General features: G+C 45.1%; 17 protein-coding genes. 11 read left to right on the top strand and 6 right to left on the bottom strand.

The genetic code is table 11. The features are described from left to right. Positions 1-121: 121 nt before the first annotated feature. Positions 122-1,564 carry a dihydrolipoyl dehydrogenase gene (lpdA, locus tag DFP79_RS10730; RefSeq protein WP_133503947.1) on the bottom strand — a complete coding sequence of 481 codons (1,443 nt, stop codon included), beginning with the start codon at positions 1,562-1,564 and terminating at the stop codon, positions 122-124. Between the two features lie 156 nt (positions 1,565-1,720). Between lpdA and DFP79_RS10725 the strand changes: the two genes are divergently transcribed. From DFP79_RS10725 to DFP79_RS10710, 4 genes are all read left to right on the top strand, one after another. After that, positions 1,721-2,329 (top strand): TetR/AcrR family transcriptional regulator, encoded by a 609-nt coding sequence (locus tag DFP79_RS10725; protein WP_243730251.1) that lies wholly within the window; start codon positions 1,721-1,723, stop codon positions 2,327-2,329. A gap of 101 nt (positions 2,330-2,430) precedes the next feature. Continuing rightward, entirely contained in the window at positions 2,431-3,360 is a 930-nt protein-coding gene (hemF, locus tag DFP79_RS10720) for an oxygen-dependent coproporphyrinogen oxidase (protein ID WP_133503946.1), read from the top strand. Positions 3,361-3,388: 28 nt separating this feature from the next. Then, positions 3,389-4,189, top strand: coding sequence for a shikimate dehydrogenase (aroE, locus tag DFP79_RS10715; RefSeq protein WP_133503945.1), 801 nt, complete (start codon positions 3,389-3,391; stop codon positions 4,187-4,189). 34 nt (positions 4,190-4,223) lie between these two features. Further along, on the top strand, positions 4,224-5,381 hold the full coding sequence (locus DFP79_RS10710) for a GNAT family N-acetyltransferase (protein ID WP_133503944.1): 1,158 nt from the start codon (positions 4,224-4,226) through the stop codon (positions 5,379-5,381). A gap of 29 nt (positions 5,382-5,410) precedes the next feature. Here DFP79_RS10710 and hmpA read toward each other — a convergent pair whose 3' ends face one another. After that, positions 5,411-6,601 (bottom strand): NO-inducible flavohemoprotein, encoded by a 1,191-nt coding sequence (hmpA, locus tag DFP79_RS10705; protein WP_133503943.1) that lies wholly within the window; start codon positions 6,599-6,601, stop codon positions 5,411-5,413. A 168-nt stretch (positions 6,602-6,769) separates the two neighbouring features. Here hmpA and norR point away from each other — a divergent pair, with 168 nt between their 5' ends. Continuing rightward, a complete protein-coding gene (gene norR / locus DFP79_RS10700) occupies positions 6,770-8,410 on the top strand; it encodes a nitric oxide reductase transcriptional regulator NorR (protein ID WP_133503942.1) in 1,641 nt (546 codons plus the stop codon). Between the two features lie 7 nt (positions 8,411-8,417). On the opposite strand, the gene DFP79_RS10695 is transcribed toward norR, so the two are convergent. Both DFP79_RS10695 and DFP79_RS10690 read right to left on the bottom strand, forming a co-directional pair. Next, positions 8,418-8,834: a globin domain-containing protein gene (locus DFP79_RS10695; RefSeq protein WP_133503941.1), complete on the bottom strand. Its 417-nt coding sequence runs from the start codon at positions 8,832-8,834 to the stop codon at positions 8,418-8,420. Next, a complete protein-coding gene (locus DFP79_RS10690; RefSeq protein WP_133503940.1) occupies positions 8,835-9,035 on the bottom strand; it encodes a hypothetical protein in 201 nt (66 codons plus the stop codon). Between the two features lie 331 nt (positions 9,036-9,366). Between DFP79_RS10690 and DFP79_RS10685 the strand changes: the two genes are divergently transcribed. Both DFP79_RS10685 and DFP79_RS10680 read left to right on the top strand, forming a co-directional pair. Further along, positions 9,367-10,683 (top strand): MATE family efflux transporter, encoded by a 1,317-nt coding sequence (locus DFP79_RS10685; RefSeq protein WP_133503939.1) that lies wholly within the window; start codon positions 9,367-9,369, stop codon positions 10,681-10,683. A gap of 115 nt (positions 10,684-10,798) precedes the next feature. Then, positions 10,799-11,413 (top strand): outer membrane beta-barrel protein, encoded by a 615-nt coding sequence (locus tag DFP79_RS10680; protein ID WP_133503938.1) that lies wholly within the window; start codon positions 10,799-10,801, stop codon positions 11,411-11,413. 7 nt (positions 11,414-11,420) lie between these two features. On the opposite strand, the gene DFP79_RS10675 is transcribed toward DFP79_RS10680, so the two are convergent. Then, positions 11,421-12,212: a TSUP family transporter gene (locus DFP79_RS10675; protein WP_133503937.1), complete on the bottom strand. Its 792-nt coding sequence runs from the start codon at positions 12,210-12,212 to the stop codon at positions 11,421-11,423. Between the two features lie 151 nt (positions 12,213-12,363). Between DFP79_RS10675 and DFP79_RS10670 the strand changes: the two genes are divergently transcribed. Continuing rightward, positions 12,364-12,579: a DUF2798 domain-containing protein gene (locus DFP79_RS10670; RefSeq protein WP_133503936.1), complete on the top strand. Its 216-nt coding sequence runs from the start codon at positions 12,364-12,366 to the stop codon at positions 12,577-12,579. Between the two features lie 131 nt (positions 12,580-12,710). On the opposite strand, the gene DFP79_RS10665 is transcribed toward DFP79_RS10670, so the two are convergent. Further along, entirely contained in the window at positions 12,711-13,385 is a 675-nt protein-coding gene (locus tag DFP79_RS10665; RefSeq protein WP_133503935.1) for a pyridoxamine 5'-phosphate oxidase family protein, read from the bottom strand. A gap of 127 nt (positions 13,386-13,512) precedes the next feature. Here DFP79_RS10665 and pdxR point away from each other — a divergent pair, with 127 nt between their 5' ends. From pdxR to DFP79_RS10650, 3 genes are all read left to right on the top strand, one after another. Continuing rightward, the gene (gene pdxR / locus DFP79_RS10660; protein WP_133503934.1) at positions 13,513-14,937 is read left to right on the top strand and encodes a MocR-like pyridoxine biosynthesis transcription factor PdxR; all 1,425 of its coding nucleotides are present in this window, start codon (positions 13,513-13,515) and stop codon (positions 14,935-14,937) included. A 260-nt stretch (positions 14,938-15,197) separates the two neighbouring features. Beyond that, a complete protein-coding gene (gene alr / locus DFP79_RS10655) occupies positions 15,198-16,331 on the top strand; it encodes an alanine racemase (RefSeq protein ID WP_133503933.1) in 1,134 nt (377 codons plus the stop codon). 18 nt (positions 16,332-16,349) lie between these two features. Beyond that, on the top strand, positions 16,350-17,141 hold the full coding sequence (locus tag DFP79_RS10650) for a putative hydro-lyase (RefSeq protein ID WP_133503932.1): 792 nt from the start codon (positions 16,350-16,352) through the stop codon (positions 17,139-17,141). Positions 17,142-17,143: the final 2 nt, after the last annotated feature.

Genomic DNA, 17,143 nt, shown 5'->3' with positions numbered 1-17,143 from the left:
TTTTGGTCGACAGGGCTTGGATGTCTCTGTCGGCCTTTTTTTATTCTAAGGCTCCATTTTAGTGTTCGATACAGAGGTAAAAGCATCAATCTGTGCTTTGTAGAACACTGCTTACGATGCATTACTCTCTGCGCTTTACAGAAGAAGGGTTAGGGTAATCGGTAATGGTTCCTGCCCCAAGCTCGGCGGCGAGCCCAATGCTTTCATGTAGGCTCGGGTGAGCATGAATGGTCAAGGCAATGTCTTCTAATGTTGCACCGTATTCCAATGCAAGCGTCAGCTCTCCCAGTAATTCTCCGGCGTGAGCACCGACCACACCTGCTCCAAGCAAACGATGGTACTCAGGTTCGTAGATTAACTTTGTTGCACCATTTGTTTGCCCCGACGCGATTGCTCGGCCTGATGCGGACCACGGAAATGTCGCGACTTTATAGTTAATACCCTGTGCTTTCGCTTGAGTTTCTGTCAACCCAACCCATGCGACTTCGGGATAAGTGTATGCGATAGAAGGAATGCCTAACGATGAAAAATGAGCAATATGCCCCGCAGCGACTTCTGCCGCAACGTGCCCTTCGTGGCTTGCTTTATGAGCTAACATGGGGCCATGAGTAACGTCTCCGATTGCGAAAATATGATCGATCGATGTTCTGCACATATCATCGGTGATGATAAACCCTCGGTCATCTACATTTATATTGATTTCTGGGATGCCTGCATTGAATCCGTTGGGCTTTCTTCCAACCGCCACCAATAATGCATCGGCTTCTAAGGTTTCATCACCAGCATCCGTGGTTAGTGTAAGGTTCAGCATCTGCCCTGAATGATCGACCTTGGTCATTTTTGTGCGAGTTTTAAATGTCATTCTGGAAGTGTTTGCTTTTTGGAACACGCGTACCTGATCCGCATCCGCGCCGGGCATTAGCTGTTTTCCTTGCTCAACAATGGTTACTTTTGCTCCGAGTGCTTCGTATACAGTGGCCATTTCTAGTCCAATAATACCGCCACCTAAAACGACTAAATGATTAGGAACGTAAGGCAATTCAAGCGCACGTGATGAGTCCCAAATACGGTCGTCTTCTGGAATAAAAGGCAAATGGACAGCCGCCGAGCCGATGGCGATAATCGTGTGTTTAAATGTCAGCGTGTCAGTAGAAGCGCCTTTTTTGGCGTCATTTGAGTGTATTTCGATGGCGTGTTGGCTGCTAAAGCGCCCTTCTCCAATGTAGAGGGCAACGTTTCGTTGCTTGGCCATCAGAGCAAGGTTTCCTGTGAGTTTATTTACCGTGGATTCTTTGTGCTTTCGCACTGCATCAAGATCTATTTTTGGCTTCAAGAAAGTGACGCCATGTTTTGCCTCTTGCGCCGTTCTAATATCGCCAGCTATGTGTAAAAGTGCCTTTGATGGGATACAGCCAACATTTAGACAGACTCCTCCTAAAGTTTCGTAGCGTTCAATCAGGGCAACGTTTAGCCCCAAATCGGCCGCTCTAAATGCTGCGGCGTATCCTCCTGGACCACTTCCTAATACAACTAGGTCATATATTGTCTCGTTCCGTTCAAGCATTGTTTTTTCCTTTCAAGCGTTTGAGTGGATCTGTGAAGTAGGCGACTTATTGTTTACCTATCAGTTGATACATAACTTTTGATTGAATTTTGCTCGCATTTTTTTTCTTAGTCAATAGAATGTCTACCATATGATAGAAAAATAAGAGGAACGAGTATGGATATGCAGGCCACTATCGAATCCGCAACGACTGCGGTAAACCCTACTAAAGTTGCCATTATGGACGCAGCCGAAAAAGCGATATTGAAAAACGGCTACAAGGCAATGAGCTTTCGTGATTTAGCTGCGGAAGTCGGCATTAAGAGTGCAAGTGTTCACTATCATTTCCCAACAAAAGCGAATCTTGTCACCGCGGTAATGCAGCGCTACAAAGAAGAGTTTGCTAAGCGTTTAATTTTACCGAAAAAGAAAAAAAGTGCGGCGCAAAAGGCGTTAAATAAATTTATTGATGGCTTTAAAGAGACGGTTGTAGATCAAGATAATTTAAGTCTTTGTACGGTGTTGTCTGCAGAAAAAAATTTGCTGGAGCCTGCCACTATAGAAGAGTTGAATGAATTCTATCAGTTAAAACTCGATTGGTTAGGTACGGTCGTCTCCTATATGCGAAAAGACTGGATGACAACCGAAGAAGTCCACAATTACGCAAGCCGTATTTTGGCGAGTTTGCACGGCGCGTCGGTTTTGGTAAAAGCAACGGGAAATCCAGATATGTTTAATCAAGCAACGGTGCATTGGCGCGATCTTATTAAGCACTTAGATAGCTGATCTAATGCTGCAATGCTTGCTTAATGATTGAGGTGGTTACTTCCTTAAATACCGGATTATTACTATCATAACCCCCTTTATTTAAAGAGACGGAGATACGTGTGTCCCACAGCCTTTCCTCAAAGGATATTGCAGCGGTAAAAGAGTACCTAATGTCGCTACAAGATCATATTTGCCGTGGCCTCGAAGGATTTGAGCCACAATTAAGGTTCCATGAAGACGCTTGGAACCGACCCAACGGCGGAGGTGGCCGAACTCGTGTTATCGCGGGCGGTGAGGTGATCGAAAAAGGCGGCGTAAACTTTTCGCATGTTATGGGAGATACGCTGCCGCCTTCTGCAACGGCGGAGCGTCCTGAATTAGCCGGTGGCCGGTTTGAAGCCATGGGCGTTTCTTTAGTTATTCATCCTAAAAATCCGATGGCACCGACGTCTCACGCAAACGTCCGTTTGTTTGTTGTTCATAAAGACGGCATGGACCCAGTATGGTGGTTCGGTGGTGGATTTGACCTAACCCCTTACTATGGATTTGATGAAGACTGCATTGCTTGGCATCAGACCGCGTTAGACGCATTGACGCCGTTTGGGGAAGAGTACTACGACCGTTTTAAAATCTGGTGTGATGAATATTTCTACTTAAAGCATCGCGGGGAACCGAGAGGCGTAGGTGGTTTGTTTTTTGATGATTTTAATGAACTGCCGTTTAATGATAGCTTCGCGTTAATGCGCTCGGTAGGTGATGCTTATATTAAGGCTTACGAGCCTATTTTGAAGAAACGACAGGCAATGCCCTATACGGAGCAGCAACGAGACTTCCAGCTTCATCGTCGCGGACGTTATGTGGAATTTAACTTGGTCTTTGACCGAGGAACACACTTTGGTTTGCAAAGTGGCGCCGGACGAACGGAGTCCATCTTGATGTCGTTGCCGCCAGAAGTTCGATGGAGTTATGGCTATGATGTTAAGCCTGACAGCGAAGAAGCAAAATTAACGGATTACTACTTACAAGCCCGAAATTGGCTGGGACGTTAATCATTTTTACAGATATTTGAGGTGTACATTGGATCAATACGTTGTTGTGGGTAACCCCATTGCCCACAGTAAATCGCCCGCCATTCATGCTACGTTTGCAAAACAGACCGGTCAGGATATGAACTACAGCACCCTGCTCGGTGAAGACGCTCAGTTTGAAAACCAAGTACGTTGTTTTTTTTCCGAAGGCGGAAAAGGAATGAACGTAACCGTTCCTTTTAAAGAGCGAGCATACGCTCTGTGTGATGTATTAAGTCCACGTGCAAAACTTGCGGGTGCCGTTAATACCCTAATGTTGGGGAAAAATGGCAAAGTGTACGGTGACAACACAGACGGTGCAGGCATGGTGCGTGATATCGTTCATGTTCTGGGTCAATCGCTAGAAGGTAAACGTATACTGATTGTGGGCGCAGGAGGCGCTGTGCGCGGAGTGCTTGATCCTGTATTGGCTCAAAATCCTTTGTCCGTGACCGTCGCGAATCGCACGGTATCCAAGGCGGAAACGTTGGCAGAAGCATTTGGTTGTCAGGCTTCCTCATTCGAAGCGTTAGAAGGCACGTTTGACGTGATTATTAACGGATCTTCAGCCAGCCTTTCTGGGCAGTTACCGCCTCTGAAAGACGAACTGGTGGGTGCGCATACATGGTGCTATGACATGATGTACGGCAAGGAGCCAACCGTCTTTTTGAAATGGGCCCAGACGCTCGGTGCGAAGGGCGCTGATGGCTTGGGTATGCTTGTTGGACAAGCCGCAGAAGCCTTCTTTGTATGGCGTCATGTCCGACCGGAACAAGCTCCTGTTATTGAGCAATTACGCCGTGAGATGTGATTTTGCTCAATAGACATCCAACTAGGAGAATCGCGTGAAAGCACAATGGTTCGGTTCTGCTGAAAAAATAGGACGAAATCGCTGGAACACCGCGATTGGTGAAACCGCATATCCGTTTGCACAATTTGATTTCCATCTTGCTTTGGAGCAAAGCCACAGTATCGGAGAAGGTACAGGCTGGTATCCTGAGTATTTGTTGGTAACAGAAGACGATGATGACCCCATAGCCATTGTTCCGACGTATCTTAAGACACATTCTCAAGGTGAATTTGTCTTTGATTGGTCTTGGGCGGATGCGTATCAACGACATGGCATGGCGTATTTTCCAAAACGTATTTGGGCTGTGCCTTTCTCTCCCGTCTCGGGGCCACGCGTGTTTTCTCAGCTTGATCCAACAGGAGAAAGTGAAGAGTTCGGGCATTTATACGCCACATTGGCGGACTTAATCACGGAAGCAAATAAAGAGCGGGACTTTTCGAGCTGGCATTTATTGTTCACGAAACAGCATCATGCTGACTTGCTTGTCCAAAAGCCTGAGCTGTTGCATCGAGTTTCTTGCCAGTTTCATTGGTTTAATCGTAACTACCGAGACATGACAGATTACTTTGCGACATTCGCTAGCCGTAAACGTAAATCCGCCCGCAAAGAGCGTGATAAAGTGAACGCTCAAGGCATTCATCTTGCTCGAAAACTAGGCACTGAGCTTAGTACAGAAGACATCGAATTTTTCTACCAATGTTACCAAGCAACGTACGCCAAACGTGGCCAAGAAGGCTATTTAACACAGGCCTTTTTCGAGCGCCTTGTGGACAGTATTGGCGATAACATTCTTCTGGTATTAGCCTATCAAGGAGAGCGAAAGGTGGCTGCATCGTGGTGTTTCTTTGATGATCACAGCCTTTATGGGCGTTATTGGGGCTGTATTGAAGAGTTCGACTGTCTGCATTTCGAAGCGTGTTACTATCAAGGTATCGAATTTTGCATTGAGCGCGGGCTGCAACATTTCGATCCCGGTACTCAGGGCGAGCATAAGATTGCACGTGGTTTTGAACCCGTTTTTAGCCACAGTATTCATTACATCGAGCACTCTGGCTTTCGTGATGCCATAGAGCGCTTTTGTGATGAAGAAACCACAGCAGTGCGTGAGTATCATCAAGACACCCACACATTGCTGCCGTTTAAGCAGACGTAACTGTTTAAGGCTTCTTAGATATTGTTGAGTTAAATATCCAAATGAGGGCCAAACAGTTCATAGTGTATTCGGCTCGCATCCACGCCTAACTCTAGCAGTTGTTGCTTTATAAAGGTCATAAAGCCAACTGGTCCACACAGATAAAATTCCCCTTGTTCAAGCGGCAAAATGTCTTTCATTGGCTCAAGCTTCATTAGACCTTCTTGCATCGTCTCGTCGACAACATTCGCCTGTTCGAACCAATACTGTGTGGTTAGGTTCAATACGGCTTTTTGCGCTTCAACGTGCTCTTTGAATGAAAGTAACGCTGTATTTTTACAAGCATGTAAATAGAAAACAGGTTGAGTGCTTTTCTTATCCGCTAATGTATCCAACATGGCTTGCATTGGGGTCAAGCCGACGCCCGCTGAGATCAAAACAACGGGTTGATCGGTTTCTTTTAAAGAGAAATCACCTGCCGGAGGCATGGCTTCAATGATGTCACCTTCTTGAACGTGATCGTGTAAATAATTTGAGACGATGCCCTCGCACTCTCCAGAGGTTTCTCTCTTCACACTGATTCGATAAGTGCGATTATTTGCCGATGTCGAGAGAGAGTATTGACGTATCTCATCGAATTCATGTCCGGTTGGATGTATTTTAATCCCAAGATACTGGCCGGGTTTATAGTGGATTACTGCGTTTTGATCGACAGGTTCTAAAACGAAACTGGTGACTAACTCTGATTCAGGTGTTTTTGAGATTACTTTGAAGGAACGAAACCCTTCCCAGCCGCCTTCTTGCGCTGCTCTGGTTCGGTATAAGTCACCTTCTACCTGAATAAAGATATCGGCGAGCTGCATGTACGCGGCAACCCAGGCTTCTTCAACGTCTTTAGTGAACGCGTCAGGAGCAAGCTCTCGTAACGTTTCAATAAGATGATGCCCGACGATTTCATATTGCTCTGGCTGAATATTGAAGCTGGTATGTTTATGTGCAATACGTTGTACCGCGTCTGTTAGAACATCAAGGTTATCGATGTATGTTGCGTACGCTGCAATGGCATTAAACAGAGCCGTGGGCTGACGTGTTGTGTGTTGGTTACTCATATTAAAAACATGCTTCAGCTCGGGATTATGCGTGAACATGCGGTTGTAAAAGTGTGTTGTGATGGCCGTGCCTGCAGAGGCAAGTAACGGGATAGTGGCTTTGACGGTATCAATATGTGTCTGAGTCAGCATGGTTTTTCCTTATGAGCAATGAGTGTTACAGAATACTAAGCAGTAAATAGCGAAACTCATGCCAGAAATAAAAAAACAATATTATCAATAGGTTATGAATTTTTGACAGAATGTAAGAGTCAAAATGACTTGATTAATAGTCGGTCTATTTATTATAAAAGAGTCAAAATGACTCAAATTAGGCCGACCTCTGTGAATAAAGTGACTCAAAGTTCGTTATTAAACCTTGCGATGGATCTTGCCAGTGTGACCGCTCAATCTAATCGTTTTGAATTGCTTATTAGCGCGGTACGTGGCGCGATAAATTGCGATGCGGTTGTGTTATTGGAATGTCGAGAAAACGTATTAGTACCGCTTGCTCAACGAGGGTTATTGGATGATGTTTTAGGGCGTCACTTTGTAATTGATGAGCATCCAAGGTTAGCTGCCATCTGCGAAGACCGATATCCGGTGCGATTCGCTGCCGATTCTCCGTTACCCGACCCTTACGATGGCATGGTTGTTGGCCATGATGATCTTTCGGTGCATTCCTGTATGGGAATCCCGTTGTATTTGGAAGGCAGCTTGATCGGAGCGGTCACATTAGACAGCATCGCGCCGAATGAATTTGATGAAATCGACAGTCGTGCTTTGGACATCATTGCAGCGATGGCGGCAATGGCTTTGAATACTTCGATGTTAATGTCGAAGCTCGAACGGAAATCGCATCGTGCTCAGTCTTTAGTTCAAGCGCTTACTGAGGATGAGCATTTAAAAGAAGGTTCATCAATATTGGGTCAGAGTGAGGTGATGTCTAAACTGATGCAATCTATTGAACTGGTCGCACCGTCGGATTTTGCTGTGTTGATAGAGGGTGAAACAGGCGTGGGTAAGGAGCTGGTCGCCCGAAAACTTCACAGCTTGTCACAACGTTCCAGTGCGCCAATGGTGTACGTTAATTGTGCTGCCATTCCGCAACACCTAATTGAAAGCGAGCTGTTTGGTCATGTAAAAGGGGCATTTACCGGCGCAGATAGAGATAGAGATGGTAAATTTTTGCTTGCTGATGGCGGTACGTTATTTCTGGATGAAATAGGGGAGTTGCCGTTAGAAGTACAAGGCACATTATTGCGAGCGATTCAGAATCAAGAAATACAGGCTGTCGGTCGAGATAAAACGAAGAACGTCGATGTGCGCATTATCGCAGCGACGAACCGCGTCCTCAGTGATGAAGTTGAGAACAAACGGTTTCGTGCGGATTTGTTCCATCGGCTAAGTGTTTTTCCTGTCCATGTGCCGCCCCTGAGAGAGCGGCAGGGTGATACTCTCCTGTTAGCGGGACATTTTGCTGAACAGTACCGTAGAAAGCTTGGTTTACGGCAGCTTATTATCTCGGAGTCCGCCGGTGAGGTTCTTAGAGGCTATCAATGGCCGGGCAATGTGAGAGAGCTAGAGCACGTTATTTCCAGAGCGGCGTTGCTTGCACGATCTGATCAACAATCAGAGTTAACGGTTATTGGACCAAGTCATTTAACCGGTATTCAGGAAGGGAAATATACAGCGTTCTCTCAACCTGAACCTCAGCTTAGCAGTGAAGATGCCCGTCAATTCAGTTCCAAAGATGAGTTTTCCAACACTGATGTTCACCCAGTAGTGAATTTAAAAGAGGCAACGGAGCGTTATCAAAAAGGCATCATTCTTGATGCTTTGCGTCGAAAAGAGGGGAATTGGGCGCAGGCCGCACGCGAGTTATCCATGGATCGCGCTAATTTGGTACGGCTTGGAAAAAGGCTAGGGATTACGGTTCATAAAAGTGTCGTTCCCAACTGATTTTTAGCTAATCATCGTGCCCATGACGCGCTTGGCTTACTTGATGTATGCGTGTTGCTGGAAAGTTTAGTTTCTCAATAAGATACGCTTTTAAATCATCCGGATAATCGAGAGTGTCTAGCGCATCGCTCATACAGCCGAGCCACATCTGTTTTTCTTTTTCGGTAACGATCAAGTGTGCATGCGCTTGCGGTAAGCTGATTTGGCCATAGGTCTTTGCAAAGAGGCGTTCTCCGCCCGTCCAACCCGATAGAAAGGCAACGAGTTTGTCTATGGATACGTGGGTATTGCTGGGATGCATATCAAACAACGGTCGGTAATCGGGAGTCGATTCCATAATTCGATAAAAGGCTTCTACTAAAGTGCGAATACCTTCTAATTTACCCAAGGCTTGATAAGTACTGTCGCCGTCGCCGTATGCCATTTATTCGTTGTGCTCGTCAGGGATCTTATTCTTTTCCGCTTTTTCTTTGTCCATCTTGATGGCGTTACGGTAACCCCCTAGTGCAGCCAATGCGCCGATAATTAGGCTCATATACATAGGAATTGAAAACAACATAGTGATACTGATGAACACACAGCCAACGGCTAAGCCTTCAAGAATAGGTTTGAGTGATTTTTTCATAGTGACTCCAGTGTAAAATTGGCACTGTCTAAGGGTAAAAGCGCCAGTATAATAACCTCTTGTGGAAAAAGGAATCTGAAATGCTGTGTGAACACCCCTTAAACAAGTAATTTTCGGCGAAATTGTGGGCAAAAGTCGTTTATATCCCCGTTTAAAGGGTTAATCCACAAGCGTTATTTAAAAAAAGTACGGATTCACCGCTATATCATATAAATAATGTGTATAACCTGTATGCTTTTCCACAGTGAATGTGAAACAGTGCAAAAGGCGTGTTATCCACTGATCTGATCTTGTTTTGGTTTTTGCTCTATTTTTTTAAAAAGGACGTTGAATGACAAATTCGGCTTTGAATCGCAAGATTTGGTATCTTGCGTGGCCTCCTATGCTTTCCAATATTACCACGCCATTGTTGGGGCTGGTGGATACGGCTGTTGTTGGTCATCTAGGTACTGCAACCCACTTGGGTGCTGTTGCGATCGGAGCCTCAATTTTTAGCTTCTTGTTTTGGGCGTTTGGCTTTCTGCGCATGGGATCAACAGGTCTGACCGCGCAAGCGCTAGGCCAAAAAGACAATGAAAAAGTTCAGGCACTGCTGATTCAGTCTGTGTTGATGGGCGCGTTTATTGGCTTAGTGTTGATCGTCTTTCGAGCACCGATTGTCGATTTGGCGATACTGTTGATGTCTCCAAGTGCGGAGGTTGAACCTTGGGCACGCTTATATTGTGAAGCAAGAATATTGAGTGCGCCTGCTGTGTTGGCAGGTTACGCGCTTATTGGATGGTTTTTTGGTGTGCAATATTCCAAAGGGCCACTGTGGATGCTGCTTGTTATCAACCTGATTAACATGGTGTTGGACTACGTTGCAGTGTATCAGTTTGATATGGCGAGTGAAGGTGTCGCATGGGCAACTGTCATAGCTCATTACATAGGCACTTTGTTTGCTCTTGTTCTAGCCTATCGAAAACTTGTTGAATTGAATTTAGTTGTTAAATTGAAGCCCGTATTGGATTGGCAACGCTATGCATCGCTGATCAAGGTGAACCGCTACTTGTTTGTGCGTACCGTACTATTGCTGATCGTGATGCTGTTTTTTACTGCGCAAGGCGCGCGCCTTGGCGATGATGTGCTTGCAGCAAACGCCGTGCTTCTGATATTTCTTACCATTATCTCCAACTCATTGGACGGCTTTGCTTTTGCATTGGAAGCGCTCTGTGGGGAGTATTATGGTAGTAAAAATAAGACGTTATTTAAACGAGTCATTGCTTATTCAAGTTTATGGGCGTTGATCGCTGCGATTGGCCTGAGCGCGATATTCTGGCTATTTGGTGAAGCGATCATTGAGTTATTAACGAATGTGGAATCTGTTCAGCTCGTCGCTAAAGAGTATTTGCCTTGGTTGATCGCTTTACCACTGCTAGGGATTTGGTCGTTTATGCTTGATGGCATTTTTATAGGCACGACCAGTGTCAAACAAATGCAGGACACTATGATTCTTTGTGTACTTGGTGTGTTCTTTCCGGTTTGGTTTATCACTCAAGGAATGGGCAACCATGGGTTGTGGCTTGCACAAGCGAGCTTATTCGTCGCAAGAGCAGTGACGTTGCTGATCAGTTATCGCAAAAACATCAAACAGAATGTGTGGTTTTGACGACGAGTGGCTTTTCTCATGAAAGTGTAAAGGTTTTTACAAACTTGTAAGTGTTATTTACGGGTGTTAAGCGCTTGTTTAGTATGCCTCTTTTGCTTCATTAGAGGATTCTGCAATGAAACGTCTTTGTCTGGCTGCTTCTTTCTTTTTACTTCCAATCACTGTGTACGCGGATGATTCAAAATTTCAGTTTGGTGTTGGGTTTTTTGGACAATCTGCGTGGGCTGGTCGTACTGAGACACAGGGACAAGGCAGTGCGAGGGAGCAGACGGTTTATACTTCTGGTGTCTATGCAAACAGTCGATACGTCTTCAACGACAATGTCGCGCTGGATGCCAACTTTCATTGGGCGCCCAGTGGCCAGAAAGAAACGCGAAATGAAGTGGGTGGATCGAGTTCAACCAGCACCTACGATATTGAAGGGTTTTCTGCAACAGAAGTGAACGCTAACTTTCTTGTTGGGTTGTCTCTGTATCGACGTGGTTGGTATGGTTTTACCGGCGTTGGGGTGTTTCAGGAGGAGTGGGAATATACTGGTGGAAGTGAGCGTTTCACTGGCTTTCAAGTACCTGTAGGACTTGGTTACAACTTTAAGAATCTTTCAATGGAGTTTCAAGTAGGGTTTAAAAACGTGTCGGATTACGCAGAGTTTTATCACCAAGAGTTAAGTCGTGATTCGCTTGACTTATTTGTTGGTTGGGCGAAGTTTGGTGTACTTGCGAACTTTTAATGGCCACTTACATACCCACTAACGTCGTATAAAGCCCAATGCCACATACGATCAGCAAGGCGGCTCCAACACACTGAAAGAACCGGGGCGTTTCTGCTTTGTGCAGGCTGTCATGCAAACGCTGACCAAGTAGGTGGCCAATAAAGGCGCATGGGAACAACCACAGCTGATGGATAAGTTGCAGATCGGCTCCGACAATTAAGAAAGACACCATTTTAATTGAGACCAGAATAAACCAAAGTACGAATAGAGTGTCTCTGAGTTGATGGCGGGCAACCTTCGTCGCGAAAACAGCAACAATTAAAGGTGCGCCTATCAGTGATGTTCCGCTGACATATCCTCCGAGCATGAGGAAAAATGCATCGAGGTATTTGTTGTTGCTCTTAAACGGTTTGTTGATGATATAAGACACGGCAAACACGGAAACAATGACGAAGATTACGCCTGTTACAATATCGCTGGGAAGTGTGAGTAAACCAAATACACCAATGAGCTTAGGAACGATCATAATGCCCAGAGCGGTCTTTAGATAACCCCAGGCGATGTTACTTTCGCCCGCTTCGCCGTTTGATTTGGCCTCTTTTCTGGTTTGCTGAGCGCCACGAAAGGCAATCCAACTTGAGAAAATTAATAAATGGATGGATATAATCGGAAGGAATACAACGGGATCATTTTTGACCAGCAGTAGAAATGGAAGTGCCAGCACTGCACCGCCGAACCCTAGCCCACTTCGAACAAACCCACTCCATATAAAAATGGCGCCAATTAACGCATATTGCCACCAAAACAGCCCTTCCATCTTGCCTAGATACCCATTACATTAATCAGATCGCATTCTACCTTTTTTAACTCGTCATTAGAACGCAGAAAAAGGGCATCTAAGTGCCGCGCTGCTTCCTAATAAGAGGAATATCCGGCAGCACTACTTCTAAACAATAACGGATCAAACAATGAAGCTTCGTATTATTTTCGCCATGCTAATGTCCTTTAGCTTATCGTTGGTTATGTCGGGTTGGATTACCTTTTTGAACATGGGCGCACAATCAAATTTCTTTGGCATTTGGATTAATGCTTGGATATTAGCTTGGCCTGCTGCTTTTATTGTCGCGTTTATATTGGGCCCCATTATTCAGAAGTTATCGAAAAAAATAGCGGATACGTTGTAACGAGTTCCGTTTTTCTTTTTCTAACATTCTTGTTAGAAAAATGGTGTTGGCCGTTGTGGTGTAAATAAAAAAGAGCCGATCACATGAAAGTGATCGGCTCTCTGATAAGGTTTGGGAAAAGACTGACGCAGTTAGAAAGCAAGCGGAGGTGTTGGTTGGGTTAAGTCGAGTTTTTGTCTGCTGTCTGAATCCTGTAGCGGCGCGTCCCAAGTACGTTTCAATGGAAGAACACCGGCCCAAACCGGCCAATCCATGTCTTCAGCATCATCATTAACGCCTTCATCTCGCATTTTTACAGACGCTTCTTCAATTTTTATGCGCGCGAGCCCTGTGGCTTTGACTTCTGTTTCTGTGATTGGCCTCAATGAATCCCAGCGATTTGGACTGACTTTATCAAGCATGTTTTTAAACTGACGTACTTTTTCATCGTAATTATCAATCTGTTCCGGAATGCCGAACAAACTCACAGATCGGTAGTTTACTGAGTGGTGAAACGCTGATCGAGCCAGTACCAAACCGTCTAATGCACAGATGTTAATACACACTTTCTTTTCTTCTTTAACGCTGTCTCGAACATTTCGAGCTTTGCTGTGTGCGTGCCAGTAAAGGTATTCGCCATCTCGCCAATGACACGTTGGTGTCACGAAGACTTGCTCATCTTTAGTTTGCGCAATATGACCTATGAGTGTTTCATCGAGAATTTTGTAAACTGTTTCGGTGTCATAAAGAGCGCGGTTTGGACCTCTTTTCACCGTGGATAAGTCCGTTTTCATCGATTGGTTTAGTTGTGGTGTGGATTGCTTCATAGGGAACTCCTTTACTGCAAATAAATAGCGAAACTATGGCGTATCGTGTCGCTTAACGAATGCATCAAGGTTAGATAATTCTGGTATTGTTATAAATATCCACTTTTAAACTGTTTAGCCAGTCCAGATGATGAGCCCAATTGCGAGTTTAACGTTAAGTATCAGCGACAATGCAACGCCTTATTACCTTCAATTACGAGAGCAAATTCTTGCGGCCATTCGAGAAAAAAGGGTGAGTCCAGAAGATAAGCTGCCTTCCAGTCGCAGCTTAGCGAACATGTTAGGGGTCTCTAGGAGTGTGGTCACGCAGACGTACGATCAACTTGTTGCGGAAGGCGTGCTAGTCAGCAAGCCGAAACGCGGTATTTTTATAGCAAACACGTCTCTTATTACAATGCCACTTGAATCATTGCCTGAGGCTAAAAGCGCAGAGCCTGAAAAAACCGTAGGTTATTTCGACTCCAGTGCAGACCACAGCGTGTTCCCTCATAAAGCGTGGGCAGCGAGTATGCGTCGAGCGTGGCTGAATCCAGATCCAAAGATCTTAATGGGTAACTATCGTTTGGGATTCCCACAATTAAAGGAGCAACTGGCTAAATTCCTTTATTCGTTACGAGGTCTGGAATGTGGGGCGGAACAAATCATTATAACGGCAGGAAATCGGGATGCATTGCAATTATTGCAGCATATGCTCAAGAAGCACGTTAACCAATGGTATACGGAAAACCCAACGTACCCGCCGATTAATGCGTCCTTAACCGGTCAGCTTGAGCATCTTGATGTGCAATTGGGAGGTGCTCTTCCCCCAGAAAACACATCACCGTGGGCGGCTGTCATTACACCCTGTCGTCAGTATCCGTTAGGAATCAGTTACAGCTCCCAATGTCGCGAAAAATGGTTACAGACACTGAGCGAAAAACAGGGCTTTGTGATTGAAGATGATTACGACAATGAATTCATTTTTCATGGAAGACCAGTAACTACCTTGTTTCAAGCGGCAAAACATCGAGTGAGTGCAGAAGAGCGAGTGTTCTATGTGGGAAGCTTCTCAAAAACCCTGTTTCGAGGCTTAAGGTTAAGTTACGTTGTTGTCCCAAAAGCATTTGTAAAACCTGTGCTTGAAAGTCAGAAGCAGTTAGGGCAATCCGCCTCGTTACCCATGCAGCCCGCGCTCTCGGACTTTATGGCGTCTGGCGCGTTTTATCGACATCTCAACAAAATGCGTCGGCATTATCGTATGAAACGAGATTATTTAGAGAGCCTGCTAAATGCACATTTATCCCAATGGTTTGAGTGGGAAAAGCCAACCGCTGGGATGCACATTCTATTGCGCTTAAAAACGCCGTATGCGGACGATCCTGAAATAAGCGGATTTTTAAAGTCTTACGCCATGACTCAAGGGTTACAGCTCAGTTTGTTGGAAGATCACTACGTAGATCCTATGTTAGCGACCAAAGGGATTGTTCTGGGTTTTTCTAATACCTCGGAAAACGATATGGAATGTTGGGTAAATGTTATTTCTCAGTGTCTTGGCTGCTATTTTGACGGCTAAAAAAGTTCAGAAGTTCGTTCGTTTTAACTTGCTCTATTTATAAAATATTTTTGCTCGCATAATTGAATATCAAAAGTTTGATGTTTGGTCTTAATCTGTATTCACAGCGTTTTCTTCTATATCTCTGTAAAATAAAAGAAATATAAACTTAAAAATAGATTATATAAGGTTTAATATTTCTTTAAAGCTTTGCGTTATGGCGTATAATTTTTAATCTGTTGTTGGTTCTAGTGAAAGATACTGATTGAAGAGGTTGATGCATGTTTTATCGCGACACGTGGGCACAAATCGATTTGGATCGAATTGCGCACAATGTTCGTCACATAAAAGAGCATTCTGGCTACGAGCATTTATTTGCTGTCGTAAAGGCGAATGCTTATGGCCATGGCGACGTTGAAGTGGCGAGCACGGCATTAGAGGCGGGTGCGACTCATCTTGCGGTTGCTTTTCTTGATGAAGCATTGCGTTTACGCGCAGCGATCAAGCATGTCCCCATTCTAGTCATGGGGCCGGTTCGTCTGTCTGACGTAGCGCTCGCCGCAGAGCAAAATATTGATATTACCGCACACGATATTGATTGGATCACTCAACTTGCACAGTACCGTGGCCCGGTTGCTAATGTGCATCTAAAAATTGATTCAGGTATGCACCGTATTGGCCTGACGAATGCCCACGCATTAGAAACCGCAAATTCCCTTCTCAGTGATCATAAATGTATAAATTTAGTGGGTCTTTTTACCCACTTTGCAACGGCAGATGGTAGTAAAGACTATTACGCCAAACAATTGAAGAATGTGGCCGAAATAACTGCGGGCATTGATTTGGCGGCGTTTAAGTATGTGCACCAGTCCAACAGCGCAGCGTTGCTTTATCACGATGCTCAGCCAAATACGAACAGTGCTCGATTGGGCATTGCAATGTATGGGCTTGAGCCAAACGATTCTGTCTCTTCGCCCATTGAGCTAAAGCAGGCGCTGTCTTTGCATAGCCGAATTACTCAAATTAAACGCATTCAAGCGGGTGATAAAGTTGGGTATGGCGCGACCTACGAAGCCAACGAGTCCTTAAAAGTTGCCGTTATTCCCATTGGTTATGCCGATGGCTGGTTGCGCTATCACCAGAACCGCCCTGTCAGTATTAACGGTAAAAAGTACCCCATTATTGGCCGTGTTTGTATGGATCAGTCTATGATTTTAATAGACGAAACGGTTAAAACAGGGGATCGCGTAGACCTGTTAGATGATCAGTGTACGATAGAAATGGCAGCAAAAGACTTGCAAACCATTAACTATGAGATTGTGTGTTCAATCTCTGATCGAGTGCCGCGCCGTTACATGCGAGGCGGAAAAGTAGTGTCAGAGCGCAATGATCGCTTCGGACATGTGGCGATATAAGTAAAAGGTTGAGAACAAATGAACTTACAAATTTTATCCCCAGTAGAGTTAAGACGCGCGATCCGCGCTGGCGAGTTAAAGGGTAACACGTCGGGTCTGGCTCAGGGTTTTGTACAATGTAACCTTGCGATTCTTCCCGCGGACTGGGCAAACGACTTTTTAAAATTTTGCCAGTTAAACCCTAAACCTTGTCCGCTGGTGGGGATTTCAGCGCAACCGGGTGACATCGCGATTGCCGAATTAGGTGAAGATTTAGATATTCGTTCTGATGTGCCTAAATATCGTATTTTTAAAGACGGTGAGTTTGTCGAAGAGGTACAAGATGTGACGCAGCATTGGCGTGATGATCTGGTGATTTTTGCACTGGGTTGCTCGTTCTCATTTGAAGAAGCTTTGCTTGCAGATGGTCTAGATGTACGAAATATCTCCGAAGGTGTGAACGTTCCCATGTATCGCACAAATATAGAGTGCAAACCTGCTGGTCGATTCAGTGGGACGAATGTGGTGTCAATGCGCCCGATGAAGCCTGCGGATGCCATTCGAGCGATACAAATTTGCAGTCGCTTTCCTTCTGTACACGGCGCACCGATTCATTTCGGCGATCCAGCTGCGATTGGTATTGAGGATATTCACTCTCCGGATTTTGGCGATGCCGTCACAATAAACGAAGGCGAAGTGCCGGTTTTTTGGGCGTGTGGTGTGACTCCTCAAGTTGTATTAGAGCAGGCAAAACCGTCGTTCTGTATAACGCACAGTCCAGGGCATATGTTGATCTCTGATTTGCCTAACAGCCGTCTTGCGGTTCTTTAGTT

The organism is Marinomonas balearica, assembly GCF_004362145.1.
Lineage (GTDB): Bacteria > Pseudomonadota > Gammaproteobacteria > Pseudomonadales > Marinomonadaceae > Marinomonas > Marinomonas balearica.
The sequence above is the reverse complement of the archived record's forward strand: the minus strand, read 5'-3'. Positions and strand labels throughout refer to the sequence as shown.